The sequence below is a fragment of the Trueperella sp. HMSC08H06 genome (genome assembly GCF_001808465.1).
GTDB classification, from domain to species: Bacteria; Actinomycetota; Actinomycetes; order Actinomycetales; family Actinomycetaceae; genus Trueperella; species Trueperella bernardiae.
In genome coordinates this window covers 1-14,774 of record NZ_KV793366.1, presented here as the reverse complement: position 1 = coordinate 14,774, position 14,774 = coordinate 1, and the positions used below count along the sequence as shown (strand labels likewise).

The window sequence follows — 14,774 nt, the reverse complement described above, 5'->3', positions numbered from 1 at the left end:
CGGCCCCGTCTCCTATTTCCTGCCGACGAACCACTGTTGGATCTTCAAGATCCTGGCCTCCACCTCATCCAGCGAGGCGCGTGCCACCTCCGGTCCCCCGCACGCCCGGCGCAGGTCAGTGTGGATGAGCGCGTGCGGGCGCTGAGTCTTCGCCGCATAGGCCGCCACCAGGCTGGACAGTTGCTTGCGGGCCTCGCGCCGGCGCCGCGAATCTATAACAGTGCTGCGGGCCTCCGTGGCGCCCGCACCCTTCTTCTGTTCCGCCTGGCGCTCACGCAAGAGGGTGGCCACCTGGTCCGGCTCGAGCAGGCCGGGGATGCCGAGGAAGTCCGCCTCCTCATCCGAGCCGACCGCGGCCCACGAGCCGAAGTCGTCCCCGTCGAAAACCACCCGGTCAAACGTGGCGTCCGCCGAGAGGGCTGCGTACCCCACGCCCGCCAGCTCGTCGGAGGCCTTTTCGGCGCGATTGGCCGCCTCGAGCAGATCCTCCGGATCGTCCGATGCGACGTAGAGCGCGTGATCACGCTGCTTTTCCAGCTCGCCCGCCAGACCCAACAGGTGCGGGACCGACGGCAGGAACACTGACGCAGTCTCCCCGCGCGACCGCGAGCGCACAAAGCGGCCGATCACCTGGGCGAAGAACAGGGGCGTGGAGGTGGAGGTAGCATACACACCCACCGCGAGGCGCGGCACGTCCACGCCCTCCGACACCATGCGCACCGCTACCATCCACCGCTGCGTGCCGGCGGAGAATTCGGCGATGCGGTCGGATGCGCGGTCGTCGTCGGAGAGCACCACCGTGGGTTCCTCGCCAGTGATCTGGGCGAGGATATCGGCGTAGGCACGGGCGGTCTTGTGGTCGGTGGCGATCACCAGGCCACCGGCGTCGGGCATGCCCTGGCGGACCACGGTGAGCCGGTCATCAGCGGCGCCGAACACCGCCTTGATCCAATCACCCGAGGGGTTGAGCGCCGTCTTCCACGCCTGGGCCTCCATGTCCTTCGTCATGGCCTCCCCCAGCTGGGCGCTCATTACCTCCCCGTGCTTCGTCTGCCACTGCATGCTGCCCGTATAGGAGAGGAACATGACCGGGCGCACCACGTTATCGGCAAGCGCCTCGGCGTATCCGTACGTGTAATCGGCGCGGGAGCGCGGCACGCCATCGACGTCGGACTCGTACGTGACGAACGGGATCGCCGCCGAATCTGAACGGAACGGGGTGCCGGTGAGCGAGAGGCGTTGCTTGGCGGGCTCGAAGGCCACGCGGATACCGTCGCCCCAGCTCAACGCGTCACCACCGTGGTGGATCTCATCAAAGATGACGAGCGTAGAGCGGGCCGACGTGCGGTGACGGTGAAAGAGCGGGGCCCGGGCTACCTGCGCGTAGGTGACACAGGCGCCGTTGAAGGAGGCGCCCAGGTTGGCCTGGGAATTAGAAAAGTCCGGGTCGAGCTTCAGGCCCACGCGCCCCGCAGCATCCGCCCACTGATACTTCAGGTGCTCGGTGGGACACACCACCATAACTTCAGTGACGACCCTGCGCGCCATGAGCTCGGTGGCCACCCTCAACGCGAAGGTGGTCTTGCCCGCGCCCGGCGTCGCCACCGCGAGGAAATCCCGAGGGAGCGTGGCCAAGTACTGGTCGAGAGCCGCCGCCTGCCAAGCGCGCAAAGACCCAGCCGTTCCCCACGCAGCACGCTGCGGGTAGACAGGAGGAAGGTTCTGGGCTGCCGATACTGAAACAGAGCGGGGGTGCGGTGAGCGGGCGCTCACTTGCCGTCTCCGCCCGGCGGGTTCGGGCCAAACGGCCACTCTCCCCCGCCACCACCCAGGTTCTTGTAAATCGCCTTGCACGTGGGGCAAATCGGGTAGCGATCCGGGTTACGCACCGGAGTCCACACCTTCCCACACAGCGCCACCACGGGCCCGCCCTCAATCGCCGACTGCGTGTAGCGATCCTTACGCACGTAATGGGCGTAGCGATCCTCATCGCCCGGTTCACGCTCTTCGCGCGTGCGCTCCAGCGTTGCGGTGGTCGACTCCGGCGCCAACGACGGCGCGTCCGGCTGGCCCGGCCCGCCCGGGGCCTGGGGATCAGAATGAGGATCGGTAGACATGCCTCCAGTCTATTGCTCCCCTCCGACAATTTCGTGCCAAGCCCGGGTGGGAGATGCCACGTTGCCCGCGGGCATGAAAAAGCGCCCCTCGCGAGGGGCGCCTTTCCTTAAGTGACTTACTTGGCAACAGCCTTCTTCAGGGTGGAGCCAGCGGAGATCTTCACGCCGTAGCCAGCGGGGATCTCGATCTCCTCGCCCGTGCGCGGGTTGCGGCCCTTGCGGGCAGCGCGCTCGGTGCGCTCGACGGACATGAGGCCCGTGATCTTCACGGCCTCGCCAGCGGCGAGGGCATCAACGAGGACGGTCTGGAGAGCGGAAATGGCCTTGTCGGCGTCGGTCTTGGTGAGGCCGGACTCGTCGGCAATCTTGGCAATAAGCTCCGTGCGGTTGAGGGACATAGATCTACCTCTCAGTTTGTTCCTACAGTTCGGCTCGGATTGAACCGCTAGCGTTCAATTTAGCCGAAATACCGGGGTAAACACCAACTCTGTCTGGGTATTTCCACAAAATCATCATCGTTTTCACTCTCAGATGATCTCAGCATTCACACGCACCACATTATCCACAGAAAATGGCGGCGAGCCGCGAGTTTAGAACGCGAGAATGACGTGGACCAGTAGGATCTTCGCGATCATCGACAGGGCGAACACGGAGGCGTAACCGGCCTCGATTCGCTCGTCGGCCTCCTTCGAGCTGGCGAACGCGAGGATCGCCGGCTGGCCGAGCACCCCTGCCATGACGCCGGCCGTGCGCTGCGCGCTCACTCCCAGGATCCGGCCCATCACCAGGGTTACAAGCAGGACGACGATCGCGATCACGCTTCCCATCGCCAGCGCCTTGAGGCCTGCCACCGAGAACGCCGTCTGTGCGAAGGCCGGGCCCGAGGCGATGCCGACCGCCGCCAGGAAGAGAAGCAGGCCGAGTTGCCGGATCGTTTGGTTCGCTGCGCCCGGCAGCTGCCACACGAGCGGGCCCGTGCGGCGCAGGTAGCCCAGGATCATGCCCACGATAAGTGGGCCGGCCGCCGCCCCCAGGCTGAACGATCCGCCGTTCGACAGGCTGATCTCCACCATGCCCAGCAGCAAGCCGAGCACCATACCCAGGCCGAGCCCGACGGCGTCGACGGTGGAGACCGTCCGCTCGGAGTTGCCGAAGAAGTCCTCGATCGCGTCGTACTCTCGGCGCGGGAAGGCGACCATCACGCGGTCGCCGATCTCGAGGCGCTCGTGGCTACCCGCCAGCAGTTCGGCGTCCCCGCGCAGGATGCGGGTGACGACGGCGCCGAAGCGGCCGGGCAGGTTGAGCTCGGCCACCGTGGAGCCGGCGAGCTCCTTGTGCGAGACGGTGAAGGAGCGGAAGTCGACGCGTGAACGGTCGTCAGCGAGGTGCTCGGGAAGCACGTGGCCGATCGCCTCGATCGCGGCCTTTACCGCGTTTTCCCGGCCCACCACCACGATCTGGTCCTCCGGCTCGAGCTCCTCGCCCGGGCTGATCACGCGGGTCTTGCCGTTGCGCATGAAGTAAGACACGAGGATCTCCTGCTCGAGGTAACCCGGCACGGCCCGCAGCGAGATTCCGCGTTCGATGACGGCCGTGTTCGCCACGATCGACTGCCCCGCGACCGACGGGGTGTCGTTTCCCCCCGGCCATTTGCGTGACACGACCATCGACACGATGACAATCCCGAAAAATACCCCCATCGGGTAGCCCAGCGAGTAGCCGACGCCCGGCTCGGCCGAGCCGAGCGCCGCGTTCGCGGCAGCCAGCGCCGGGGTGCTCGTCAGCGCGCCGGCGAAGAGGCCTACGGATAGCTCCGAGCTCAGCCCGAACAGCGGGGCGAGCCCGATCGTGGCAACCGCGCCCACGATGACCGCGAACACCGTGCCGAGCATGAGCTTGTAGTGGCGGGCGAGGTCGGCGAAAAAGGTCTGGCCCGCGGACAAACCGACCATGTAAACGAAGAGAGCCAAGCCCAGGTTTTGCAGCAGGCCGAGCTGAGCGCCTAGCTCGGGCACAATGTTCCCGATGAAGAGCCCCACGAACAAAGCGGCAGCTGCCCCGAAGCGGAGCTTGCCAAACGGGATAATGCCGAGCACCCCACCTAGTGCCACCACAAGGAAGACCGTCATGAGCGGCGACGCGCTCAACAGATTTGCCACAACAAACCTTTCACATGTCAAATTCTTGGTCGTTACGATTCTAGCCGTTTGGGACCATTCAAGCCGCACCCGGCCGCCGGCTCAGCCCCCGAGGTGACGCACGGCATGCGCTCCAGCGACGGCGATCCCAGCCCACGCCACAGCCCAGAGGATAGAAGCAAAGGTTCCGATAATAAACAGCTCCCCCACGCGAGCACTGTTGTCATTACGAAGCTCGGGGTACCTGCCCAAGCCTTTGACGGCGAGCACGACCGCGATGCCGCCCGGGCACCCCGCGACCAGGCAAACGTACGTTGCGAGCCGCTCGAGTATCCCGATCCAACGTCCGCCGGGAAGGGAGCGCTGAGCAGAGAGCAGCGCGATCCGAGCTGGCTGCACATCACTGGAATCGATCCGACGTATGAAGGCACGGATCAGTCCGTTCCCGGACATGGCCGCAATGGCACACAAGCCATATATCAGGACGCCGAGGTATAGCACCTTCCCCCCCCCCAATCCAGAATTAAGTTAATATCTACATATGGCAACTATAAAGGATAAACCTACACGTGTGGCCGTGATCGGCGACCTCGTGAACTCGCGCGCTCACCGCGCCCACACACATGAGGCGCTCATGGCAGGCTTGGCAAGCCTGCCACCCGAGGCCGCCGACCTCGCCCCGACCGTGGGCGACGAAATCCAGGGAGACTTCCCCACACTTGGTTCGGCCATCCACGCCACACACCTCCTTCGCCTCTCCATGCTCGCACACGCCGCCGACATTCGTTTCGGGATCGGCGTGGGCGAGATCGTCGACATCGGCGACGGCATCCAGGATGGCTCCGCCTGGTGGCACGCACGAGAAGGGCTTGAGGCCGTCGAGAACCTCGCGGCCTCCCCCGGCTGGGCCGGCGTTCGGACGGGTTCTCCCGATATCAAGGCGCCGCTTCTCGCGGGCCTGCACCTCATCGACGCTCACCTCAGCAGCCTCAAACCAGGCGTCTGCGATAGCCTGCTCGGTCTGCTGCGCGGCGAGGCGAATCAGGACACCGCCACGCGGCTGGGCATCACCGCGTCAGCGAACACCCAGCGGATCAAGAGCAACAACCTGCGCCCGCTTGCCGCCGCTATACAGGCTCTCTGGGAGGCCTGAGCGCGCCCGGTCCTGCCGGCCGCTGGTGCCGCCCGGGCCGGCTATCGCCACCAGGTGTCCTCCGGCCCCACGGGCGTGGTGCGCTTGTGCCGCGAGCGCACCCATTTGCCCTCGAGGTTGGCGGCCGCACCGTCGGAGATCTGCTTGCCTTCGAGGTAGTCGTCGATCTCCTCGTAGGTCATGCCGAGCTCGTCTTCGTCGGTGCGCAGCGGCCGGCCGTCGAGCAGGTCGGCGGTGGGCACTTTCGCCCACAGCTGTTCCGGTGCGCCGAGGTACTGCAGCAGCGCCCGCACCTGCCGCTTGTTGAGCCCGGCGAGTGGCAGGATGTCCGCGCCGCCGTCGCCGAACTTGGTAAAGAAGCCCACGGTGTTCTCGGCTGCCTGGTCGGTGCCGATGACGAGCAGCCCGAGGTCGCCAGCAATTGCGTACTGGGCCACCATACGCTGGCGGGCCTTGACGTTGCCCTTGTTGAAGTCGGTGATCTCCATGCCCATCGCCTCGCGGTACGCGCGCTCGATGCCCCCGGTGGCCTCCTTGATGTTGATCGTCACCTCGCGATCGGCGGCCACCCACGCCATCGCGGCGGCGGCATCAGTCTCGTCCGCCTGCACGCCATACGGCAGGCGCACAGCGTAAAAGGCCGCCTCGTGCCCCTCGGCCCGCAGCTTCTCGGCCGCGAGCTGCGCCAGCCGCCCGGCGAGCGTGGAATCTACCCCACCCGAAATCCCGAGCACGAAGCCGGCCGTGTGCGTAGCCAACAAGTAGTCGCACAGGAACTGGACGCGCCGCTCCACCTCCCGCACCGGGTCAATCTGGGGCTGCACGCCCGTGGTCTCAACAATGTGCTGTTGCAACGGATGGAACATGCTCCCCAGTCTAACCTCCCGCGCCCCCGCGGGCATGGCGGAGGCCCGGAGCCGCACGTCTCCCGACGCCGACCGGACAGACCCGCCGACAGGGCCAACCTGGCTGTGGCCTACTTTTCCAGACCCATGTCGAATCCCTGCCCCTCCACGTAACGGAAGAAGTTCACCTGCGGCCCTGGCATGCCGATGCGCGCCACCTGGGTGGTGAAGGCATCCACGCGCCGGTTCACGTCGCGCAGGTCGTAGTAGGTGTGCATGTCGGCGTCGTAATCGGACAGCGCCTCCATCCACGAATCGGGCTCGCGGTAGACGTCGGTCATCACGCGCAGTCCCGTGGGGATGCGCGGCTTGAGCTGCGGGTTTTGCGCCGGCTTGCCGAGCATCATGCCGAGCACCGGGAAGGTGTAGCGCGGCAGGGCGAGAACCTCGATGAGGCGGGCGTAGTCGTTGAGGACCGAGCCCAGGTGAGTCACGCCCAGCCCCAGGCTTTCCGCCGCCACGGACATCGACTGGATCATGAGTACCGCGTCCGTGAAACCCTCGCGGAACACCACCGGCGACGCCGCCGGCGCCGGATCCAGCCCCTGCTCCTCGCGGATGCGCACCGAACGCCGCGCGTCCACGATCCCCACGATCAGCTCCGGCGCCCGCGCGATGTAGGGCTGCTTGCCGATCGTGGCCAACTCCTCACGCTTAGCCTGGTCCTTGACCCGGATGAGCGCCGCGTGCTGGAGGCCGCGCGAGGTGGAGGTACGCATCGCGACCTCAAACAGGGCCTCCATCGTCTCCTCGGGGATCGGCTCCCCGGTGAATTCGCGGATGGAGCGGTGGGCGAGCTGGGTCTCGATCGTCAAATTCATAGCACCAAGGATAGGTGGAATGACCAACGGGGATTGTGAGCGGTGCTACGTTAGACCTATGAGTATTCGCATTAGGCCAGCTACCGCGCTCGACGCCACCGCGGTCGCCGACGTCCACCGCACCTCCTGGGAGGACACCTACCGCGGCCTCCTTCCCGACGACGTCATCGCCCGCCACACCATCTCCATGGACGGGGTGTGGATGGCGCGCCTCGCCGACCCCGGGCCCACTACCACCTGGGTCGCTACGCACGACGACGTCGTTGGCTTCATCCTCGTGGAAGCGATGGGGCCGGGCCATCCGGCACCCCTGCGAGTGGGCGGGCTCTACCTGCGCCCGGAGGTCAAGCGGCGCGGATACGGTACGGCGCTCCTCGAGTATGCGATCGCGGACGTGCCGGCGTACACCGAGGTGGCCGTGTCAAACCGCGGGGCCATGGAGTTTTGGGAGCGCCTCGGATTTAAGCAAACCGGCGCCGAGTTTGACGAGGCCTTCGGCGCCCACATCGCCACCCTCGTTCGGGAAGGATAACCATGATGTCTACGCGCACCGATCTGCGCCTTGTGCCCACCACCGAATCCGACCGCACCTATATCGCTCGGCTCAACTTCCTCACCGACACCTTCGGCGACGAACTCGGCGACCTCCCCGATGACTTCGACCAGTGGCACGACTACTACGTGGGCAACTGGAAGCCGGAGCTCGGCGGACTCATCGCATGGAAGGGCAACGTTCCGGCTGGCGGGTCGTGGCTCATGTGGGGCACCGACGACTACCACGGGTTTGGGCACGTGGCCGAAGGCGTGCCGGAGCTGGCGATCGCGGTTGAGCGCCGGTATGCGGGGTACGGGATCGGGTCTCGGCTCATCGACGGCGTCACCGAAATTGCGCGGGGCGCCGGGGCTCCCGGGATCTCGCTGTCCGTGGACCCCGCGAACGAGCACGCCCACCGCCTCTACCTGCGCTTGGGCTTCGAGCCCACCGGGCTCGAGGCGCACGGCCACCAGGTGCTGCTGCGCAAGTTCTAGCCGGGCTCGGCCAGTCTGGGCGGGCTGGTCCGGCAGGCCGGCACACCGCATGCCGGCCTGCCGCTCCTCCCGCATGCCGGCTTCGTTTTCGCGTCACGCAAAGTGTTTTCTCGTCACTCAAATCGCCGATTTAGGTGACGGGAAAACACTTTGCGTGTGTCGAAACCGGTTACGTGTGCCGAAACGCAAGGCTTCGGCAAACCGGAGTGGTGGTGGCGAAACAAGTTGAATGCCACGGGATGCAGTTGGGGGCGGGCGCCATCGCCGCCCGCCCCCAACCGATAGGCGCTAGTTACGCGTTAGCACGGCGCCGGATGAGCGCACCCACCAGGAGCAACGCTCCCGCCAGGGTTGCCACCCCCGTCACCGCTGCACCCGTGTAGGACAGCGATCCCTTCTCAGGCGCCTTCTGACCAGCCTGCCCGCCAGGCGTACCCGGCTTCTGCCCGTCAGTCGTGCCAACCTGGCCCGGCACCCACGTATGACCACCGTTGGCATCGGGATCGGTGAGGTCGCCATCGTCGATGCCCGGGACGAACGTGTCATCCGGGTTGGGCGTCGGATCAACCGGGTCCGGTTCCGGGTCCGGGTCCTTGACCACTTCGAACGGCACCGCGGCCGCCGACGTGTTGCCGGCCTTGTCGGTAGCGTCCACGACGATTTCGTGCTCGCCAACCTCGAAGTCGGGCCCGACCTCGAAGCTCAACAGGGTCACGCCCTCAACGGCGCCAGCCTCACCAGCCTCACCATCGGCATCGGTTTCCTCAATTCCGGCCTCGCGCAGAGCCACCGCACTCGGCTGGCCACCCACCAGGTCCTTACCCTCGTCGAGCAGGATCCCGGCGCCAGGCGCCGGCGTCACCACGGTCTGACGTGCCACAACGGCTTCGCCATCCACGTACACAGTGGCGTCCGACAGGTGATCGTCGGTGACCCGGATATTGACCGTCTGGGTCTCGCTGGCCTTCATCTTCGCCTCGGGCTCAAGATCCACCTCAATCACCGGCGCCACAGCGTCCACCACCACGGGGATGAGCTGCGCGAACGCGTTACCCAGGTGGTCTTCGAGGAGCACGAGGATGGTGTCGCCGTCGGCGGCCGCCACCTTCGTGGCGAAGTCGCGGGCGTTGACCGCTGCGCCCGGGTCGTCGATTGTGAAGAACTGGTCCACGTGGTCGCCGTTGATGGACAGCACGTAGCCGAAGGCGTTATCGGAGACCGTGCCCGCGAACTCGACCTCGCCGGCCTCGCGCAGGTAGAGCGCGCCGTCAGGGTTGACCCCCGGTTTGCTCATCTCGATCTTCGGGGCCGTCAGGTCAAGTAGCACCTTGACCTTGTTGTCCACCAGCACCGTGCCGTCCACATCCGTGATACGTACGTTGAAGCCCGTGATGCCCTCGCGCAACGCAACCGGGGTTTCGAACGTGCCGTCCTCGGCCACCTCTACCGGCTCGCCGTTCACCAGGAACGAGCCCGGCACCCGGTTGAACCTGCCGGCGTACAGGTAGGTGTACTCGCCGTCTTCCCCGGCGCTCAGCGCGTCGTCGTCGGCGGTCACCACGTTGAAGTTCTGGTTGAAGCCGAGGTTCGCCTCGAGGGCGAGCGGGGTGGACGCGTCGGCGGGTGCGAGCACGATCGTGCCCACGCCCAGGTTCCCGGCGGCGTCGCGCGCGTGGACGGACAGGGTGAGCCGCCCGGGGCTGACGGGCACGTCGGCGGTAAAGCGCCCGTCGACCACCTCCACCTCGTCCCCTTCGATGCTCACCGTCACTGCGCCGAGGTTGTCGGCCACGGTGCCCTCGACCTTCACGACTCCGGCCTCCACCTGTGCCGCGATCTCGTCCCGGTTCGCCGGGGAGGTGATCGTCACGACGGGCGGCTCCGTGTCACAGATGAAGGTGAAGGTCTTCGTAGCCACCACCTCGCCGTCGGCGTTCAACGCCTCGACAGTCACCGTGTTCTCGCCCTGCACCACGCTGGGGCGGATCTCGAAGCGGCCCGACTCCGGGACTTCCACCTCGGCGTCGCCGGCGCGGACCTTGACCACGTCGGAGGCAGCGCGGCCGGTGAGCACCAGCTTGCCGTCCTCCACCAGGAGCTCGTCGGTCTGATCGGACTCGGTGTTCTTGTTGATGTAGTCGAGGTCGGCCAGTGTCGGCTCGGACTCGATGACGAGCTTGTCCCCCAGCGTCACGGTCTTGCGCACCACGTTGATGGCACGGTCGGAGGTGTAGATCTCGAAGTAGCCCACCGAGTCGGCCAGGCCGCCCGGGATCGTCATCGTGTAGACGTCATCCTCGGGCTCGCCGGCGCTGATCACCACGGACGAGGGCCAGGTGAAGCGGCCCTGCACCGCATTAATCCCGGAGAAGTCGTCGGTGACCTTGACGCGAACCACGTAGTCGCCGTCGTCGTTCTTCTCGGTGGACAGGATCTCCAGCTCGGGCGCCACGCGGTCGATGCCGAAGGGCATGTCGAGCGTCTGCGGCTCCCACGCATCACCCATGCGGGCCGAGAGGCGGTAGAAGTACTTTCCGTCGGGCAGGTCCTCGAAGGCCACGGTCTGCGGGTTATAGACCTTGCCGTCGAAGCGGATGTCGGAGAAGTCGGTCTGCGCGGCGTTGACCGGCGATTCCAGTTGCTCCTTCAGCGTGGGGCGGACCAGCTCGTCCTGCGAGCCGATCTCACGCACCACCTTCTCGCTCTCATCCAGGATCGACACCTCCACGCGCTTGGCGTTGCGCAGCAACGCCACCTTCGCAAACACGGCGTCGGCCAGCCCGTCGTTGTTGGGCGAAATGAACTGCTCGCCGTCGCCGAACGTGTAGAGGCCCTCATTGATGAAGGTGTAGAGCGAGGTCTGGGTGAAGGTGGTCTCGCCGTCCGACAGGATCGGAGCATCGAAGCCCTCGTAGGCGGGGTTGTCGATGATCGGCTCGGCGTTCCAGTCACCCGCGAAGCCGAGGTAGGGCACCGACAGGTCCGGCTGGTCCTCGTCCTTCGATTCGAAGGTGACCCAGCCCTGCGTCCAGTGGTCCTCGCCCGAGACGCTCAGCGTGTACGTGACCTCGGCACTACCGCCGGCCGGCACGATAACCTCCGTGCCCGACGCCGCAATCGCGTCCGTGTCCGAACAGTAGGTGGTGGTGAACTCCTTGCTCACCTCGTCCTCGTTAACCACGCACGTGGCGCCCGCGGTGAACGCGCGATCGATGTCGCCGTCGTTTTCCAGCGTCACCGTGAACGACGTCGACCCATCGACTTCCTTCAGCGCCACCACCGGCTCGCCGCCCACGGTGGCGTACACCTGCGTGTCAAGTGCATCGTCCACCTGGACCAGGCCGGCGCCCACCTGCCGCGGAGCGTAGGGCACGCCGTCGTGGTCAAGGATGAGCGCGGTGTTCGACAGGGCCACGCGGTTACGCAGCACAACCTCTGCGCGCGAGCGCCCGGTGCCGTCCCCCTCGGCCTTCTGGATCATGAGCGCGGCGACGCCGGCCACGTGCGGGGCGGCCATCGACGTGCCGGACTGGGTCTCGTAACGGTTGTCGTTGACCGTGGAGTACACGTTGCCGCCGATCCCTGCGATCTCCGGCTTGAAGCCGAGCTCGGGGCCAGCGCCCCACGAGGTGAACGTGGAGGGGGTCATCGCCGCCGGGTTGGCCTGGATCAGCGCCTCGCTGGTGAGCGACACGGTGGTGGTGCCCTGGGCGATCATCTCGAGCAGCTTAACACCGTCCGTGTGGCCGATGAAGGCACCCGGGATTGTCACGTTCTCCAGGCCGGCCATGCCCGCGAACTCATCCCCGCCCTCTTCGTGGTTGTAGACGATGACGCCGGCAGCGCCCGCCGCCTGGGCGTTGAGGAACTTGTCACTGAACGGGATCTCACCGCGCTGGATGAGCACGTACTTCCCGGCAAAGTCCTTGCCCAGCACGTCGTCAACCTTGCCCAGCCCGCCATCGACGATCTCCATCGGCGTGCCGTCAGTGGAGCCGGCCTGCAGCTGGTGGGCGAAGTCGTACTCGCCGGCGTCGTTCTTCGCCACGCCCCGGCTGTTGATCGTGGTGGCGTTCTCGACCGACGCCACCGACCAGGCTCCCGTGCCCGTGGAGGGCGAGCCGACCGTGCCGTCGTCGAGGAGTCCGAGTGCGTCGTCGTTCACGCCCGTGGGCGAGCCGTTCTGGCCCTCGTTGCCCGCGGCCACGATGACCTCGACGCCGGCCGCGCGAGCCTTCGCGATCACGCGCTGCTCGCCCACCGACTGGCCCTCGTTACCGTTGGGGTAGCCGAGCGAGAGATTGATGACGTCAGCACCGCGGCGCACGGATTCCTCGACAGCGGCCATGATGTCGTCGGCCGCGGCACCGGTGCGGTTCGGGTCGTTGGAGAAGACCTTCATCGCGAGCAGCTGGGCGTTCGGGGCCACGCCGTTGATCCGGCCGTTCGTGGCGACGTCGGCATCCTCGCCTCCGTTGGCCGCCACGATGCCGGCCACGTGCATGCCGTGCTGGGAGGCGGTGGTGTCCTTGACCTCGGTGTTGCCGTCGGCGAAGTTGTAACCGTAGGGCACCTTCGCGGTGAACCCGGGCTCGGGGGCGAGCTTGGTGTCCACCCCGTCGTCGAGACGCATGTCCTGATGGGCGATGTCGATGCCGGTGTCGACGATCGCGACCACCAGCCCCTCCCCGTCCACGCCGTGGTTTTCGGCCGCGGTGTCCACCTGGGTCAGCGTGGTGGCGGACTCCATTGACGGGTAGTAAACCCGCATGCGGTCGACGGCGACCACGCCCTTTTCGCGCGCCAGCTCGGCGATCGCGCTTGCCGGGATGTAGGCCGAGAAGCCGTTGACCAGGTAGCTGAACTGGCGGCGCAACGTCATGTTGTACTTGGCCGCGAGCGCCTTCGCCGTCGCGTCAACCTTGCCTGCGCCCGAGTCGAGCGTGACGATGACGGGCACGGTCTTTACCGACTTTTCGGCGGTCGTGGACGGAGCGGGTGGTGCGGGCGGTGGTTCTGGTGCGGCCATTGCGGGCACAGAGCCGAGGCTCAGCGCAAGAACCGCAAGCCCGGCGATCAATTGCTTCTTCATTGATTCACTTTCGTGCAGTGTTGTGCGAACACGTATATTTCGCCATGAATCAGGCCCCGGTGCCACGTGCGCCCACATACTGAACGCCCAGGTGGCAGGCCTGCCGCCACCCCGGCGGGCTGGCTTCGGTTTCGCGTCACCAAAAGTGTTTGTTCGTCACTCAAATCGCCGATTTAGGTGACGAGAAAACACTTTGCGTGTGCCGAGCAGCGTTGTCTGCCAGGTTGCGCCCGATGGGCCATGAGCTGATCGGCGTCGTCGAGGAGGCGACGAAGGCGGCGCGGGCCGCCGGGTGACAGCGCGGCCTAGCCGTAGAGCTTGATGCACTCCTCCACGATGTCCCAGAACTTCTCCACATCCACGTCCACCGCCACGTCGGAGTTCTTTTCCTTCTCCGACATGCCGAAGATGTCGCAGTTCGTGCGACCGTAGGAGGCCTCGCTTCCCAGGTCAATGTCGGTGCGCATGTGCTTAACCGTGACGACCGAAGGGTCGATGAGGTAGGCGATCGTCGTCGGGTCGTGAAGCGGGGCGCCCTCCCAGCCGAAGGTGCGCTTCTGCGACAAGTTGAAAAAGCCCATCATGTCGGTGAACAGCTTGCCAGCCGGGTTGTCATGCTTGGCCATGCGCTCGAGCACGTGCGGCAGTACGAGTACCTTGCGCGTGATGTCCAGGCCCATCATCGTCACCTTCACGCCGCTGTTGAAGACGACGTGGGCAGCCTCGCCGTCGGCCCAAATATTGAACTCGGCGGCCGGGGTGACGTTGCCCAGCTGGTAGCTGCCGCCCATGAGCACGACGCCTTTGATCTTGCCGATGATCTTGGGCTCCAGGCGCATCGCCATCGCAATGTTGGTGAGCGGGCCGGTGGGGACGAGCGTGATGTCGCCGTCAGAGGCGAGGAGAGTTTCGATGATGTACTGGACCGCGTGCTTGTCCTCGATCTCGCGGGTCAGCTCGGCGAAGACGGGGCCGTCCAGGCCCGAGTCGCCGTGGACGCGCTCCTCCACCGGGCGGTTCGGGATCACCATCGGGTGCTCCAACCCGCGGTAAACCTTGACGTCCAGGCCGAGGTACTGCACCACGTTGAGGGCGTTGCGTGTGGTTTTTGCCAGGGTCTGGTTGCCGTGAACCGTGGTGATGCCGAGGAGGTCAATTGCCGGGTGCTTGGCGGCCATGAGGATGGCGGTGGCGTCGTCATGACCGGGGTCGCAGTCGAGGATGATTCTGTGGGGCTGAGGCATGTCAAGTCCTTTCCTGTCAGGTGTTTCATTCTACGCACGATGGGGAAGACAGACACGCGCAATAGCTGGCCACACCGATAATCTGGGCCCGGTGTCGGGAGCTGTGGCCGCGGACCGATGACTCCGGATGGACACCGGTAATCTGGGCGGCCGAGGCCAGTTTTGCCGCGGCACTCCTCGCGCTTAGAATCTGCGGGATGACCTGAGCCGCATCTGCATATATGGGCGGATGCGGCCGAAACCGTTGGAGTGCTCTAGGTTTTTAGGTCCAGGTG

Annotated in this window: 12 protein-coding genes; 3 read left to right on the top strand and 9 right to left on the bottom strand. The window is 66.0% G+C overall.

Annotated features, from left to right (window positions below; translation table 11 throughout):
- Positions 1-12 precede the first annotated feature (12 nt).
- The 5 genes from HMPREF3174_RS07450 to HMPREF3174_RS07430 form a co-directional block, all read right to left on the bottom strand.
- On the bottom strand, positions 13-1,773 hold the full coding sequence (locus HMPREF3174_RS07450; RefSeq protein ID WP_068539414.1) for a DEAD/DEAH box helicase: 1,761 nt from the start codon (positions 1,771-1,773) through the stop codon (positions 13-15).
- A complete protein-coding gene (locus HMPREF3174_RS07445; RefSeq protein WP_062614241.1) occupies positions 1,770-2,117 on the bottom strand; it encodes a DUF3039 domain-containing protein in 348 nt (115 codons plus the stop codon). Before HMPREF3174_RS07445 ends, HMPREF3174_RS07450 begins: the two co-directional genes overlap by 4 nt.
- A gap of 116 nt (positions 2,118-2,233) precedes the next feature.
- Entirely contained in the window at positions 2,234-2,515 is a 282-nt protein-coding gene (locus HMPREF3174_RS07440; RefSeq protein WP_062614242.1) for an HU family DNA-binding protein, read from the bottom strand.
- A gap of 192 nt (positions 2,516-2,707) precedes the next feature.
- Positions 2,708-4,246, bottom strand: coding sequence for an aspartate:alanine exchanger family transporter (locus HMPREF3174_RS07435; RefSeq protein WP_062614252.1), 1,539 nt, complete (start codon positions 4,244-4,246; stop codon positions 2,708-2,710).
- A gap of 111 nt (positions 4,247-4,357) precedes the next feature.
- Complete coding sequence (locus HMPREF3174_RS07430; protein ID WP_062614253.1) at positions 4,358-4,708, bottom strand: hypothetical protein; 351 nt, start codon at positions 4,706-4,708, stop codon at positions 4,358-4,360.
- A gap of 88 nt (positions 4,709-4,796) precedes the next feature.
- Here HMPREF3174_RS07430 and HMPREF3174_RS07425 point away from each other — a divergent pair, with 88 nt between their 5' ends.
- Complete coding sequence (locus HMPREF3174_RS07425; protein ID WP_070446537.1) at positions 4,797-5,408, top strand: SatD family protein; 612 nt, start codon at positions 4,797-4,799, stop codon at positions 5,406-5,408.
- Between the two features lie 41 nt (positions 5,409-5,449).
- Here HMPREF3174_RS07425 and nadE read toward each other — a convergent pair whose 3' ends face one another.
- Positions 5,450-6,274: an ammonia-dependent NAD(+) synthetase gene (gene nadE / locus HMPREF3174_RS07420; protein ID WP_070448312.1), complete on the bottom strand. Its 825-nt coding sequence runs from the start codon at positions 6,272-6,274 to the stop codon at positions 5,450-5,452.
- A gap of 110 nt (positions 6,275-6,384) precedes the next feature.
- Positions 6,385-7,134, bottom strand: coding sequence for a nitroreductase family protein (locus HMPREF3174_RS07415; protein ID WP_068539418.1), 750 nt, complete (start codon positions 7,132-7,134; stop codon positions 6,385-6,387).
- Positions 7,135-7,192: 58 nt separating this feature from the next.
- Here HMPREF3174_RS07415 and HMPREF3174_RS07410 point away from each other — a divergent pair, with 58 nt between their 5' ends.
- Positions 7,193-7,666 (top strand): GNAT family N-acetyltransferase, encoded by a 474-nt coding sequence (locus HMPREF3174_RS07410; RefSeq protein ID WP_068539420.1) that lies wholly within the window; start codon positions 7,193-7,195, stop codon positions 7,664-7,666.
- 2 nt (positions 7,667-7,668) lie between these two features.
- Complete coding sequence (locus HMPREF3174_RS07405; RefSeq protein WP_246783079.1) at positions 7,669-8,163, top strand: GNAT family N-acetyltransferase; 495 nt, start codon at positions 7,669-7,671, stop codon at positions 8,161-8,163.
- 292 nt (positions 8,164-8,455) lie between these two features.
- Here the strand turns inward: HMPREF3174_RS07405 and HMPREF3174_RS07400 are convergent, their stop codons facing one another.
- Entirely contained in the window at positions 8,456-13,255 is a 4,800-nt protein-coding gene (locus HMPREF3174_RS07400) for a S8 family serine peptidase (RefSeq protein WP_070448311.1), read from the bottom strand.
- Between the two features lie 305 nt (positions 13,256-13,560).
- Positions 13,561-14,499, bottom strand: coding sequence for a nucleoside hydrolase (locus HMPREF3174_RS07395; protein WP_070448310.1), 939 nt, complete (start codon positions 14,497-14,499; stop codon positions 13,561-13,563).
- Between the last annotated feature and the right edge of the window lie 275 nt (positions 14,500-14,774).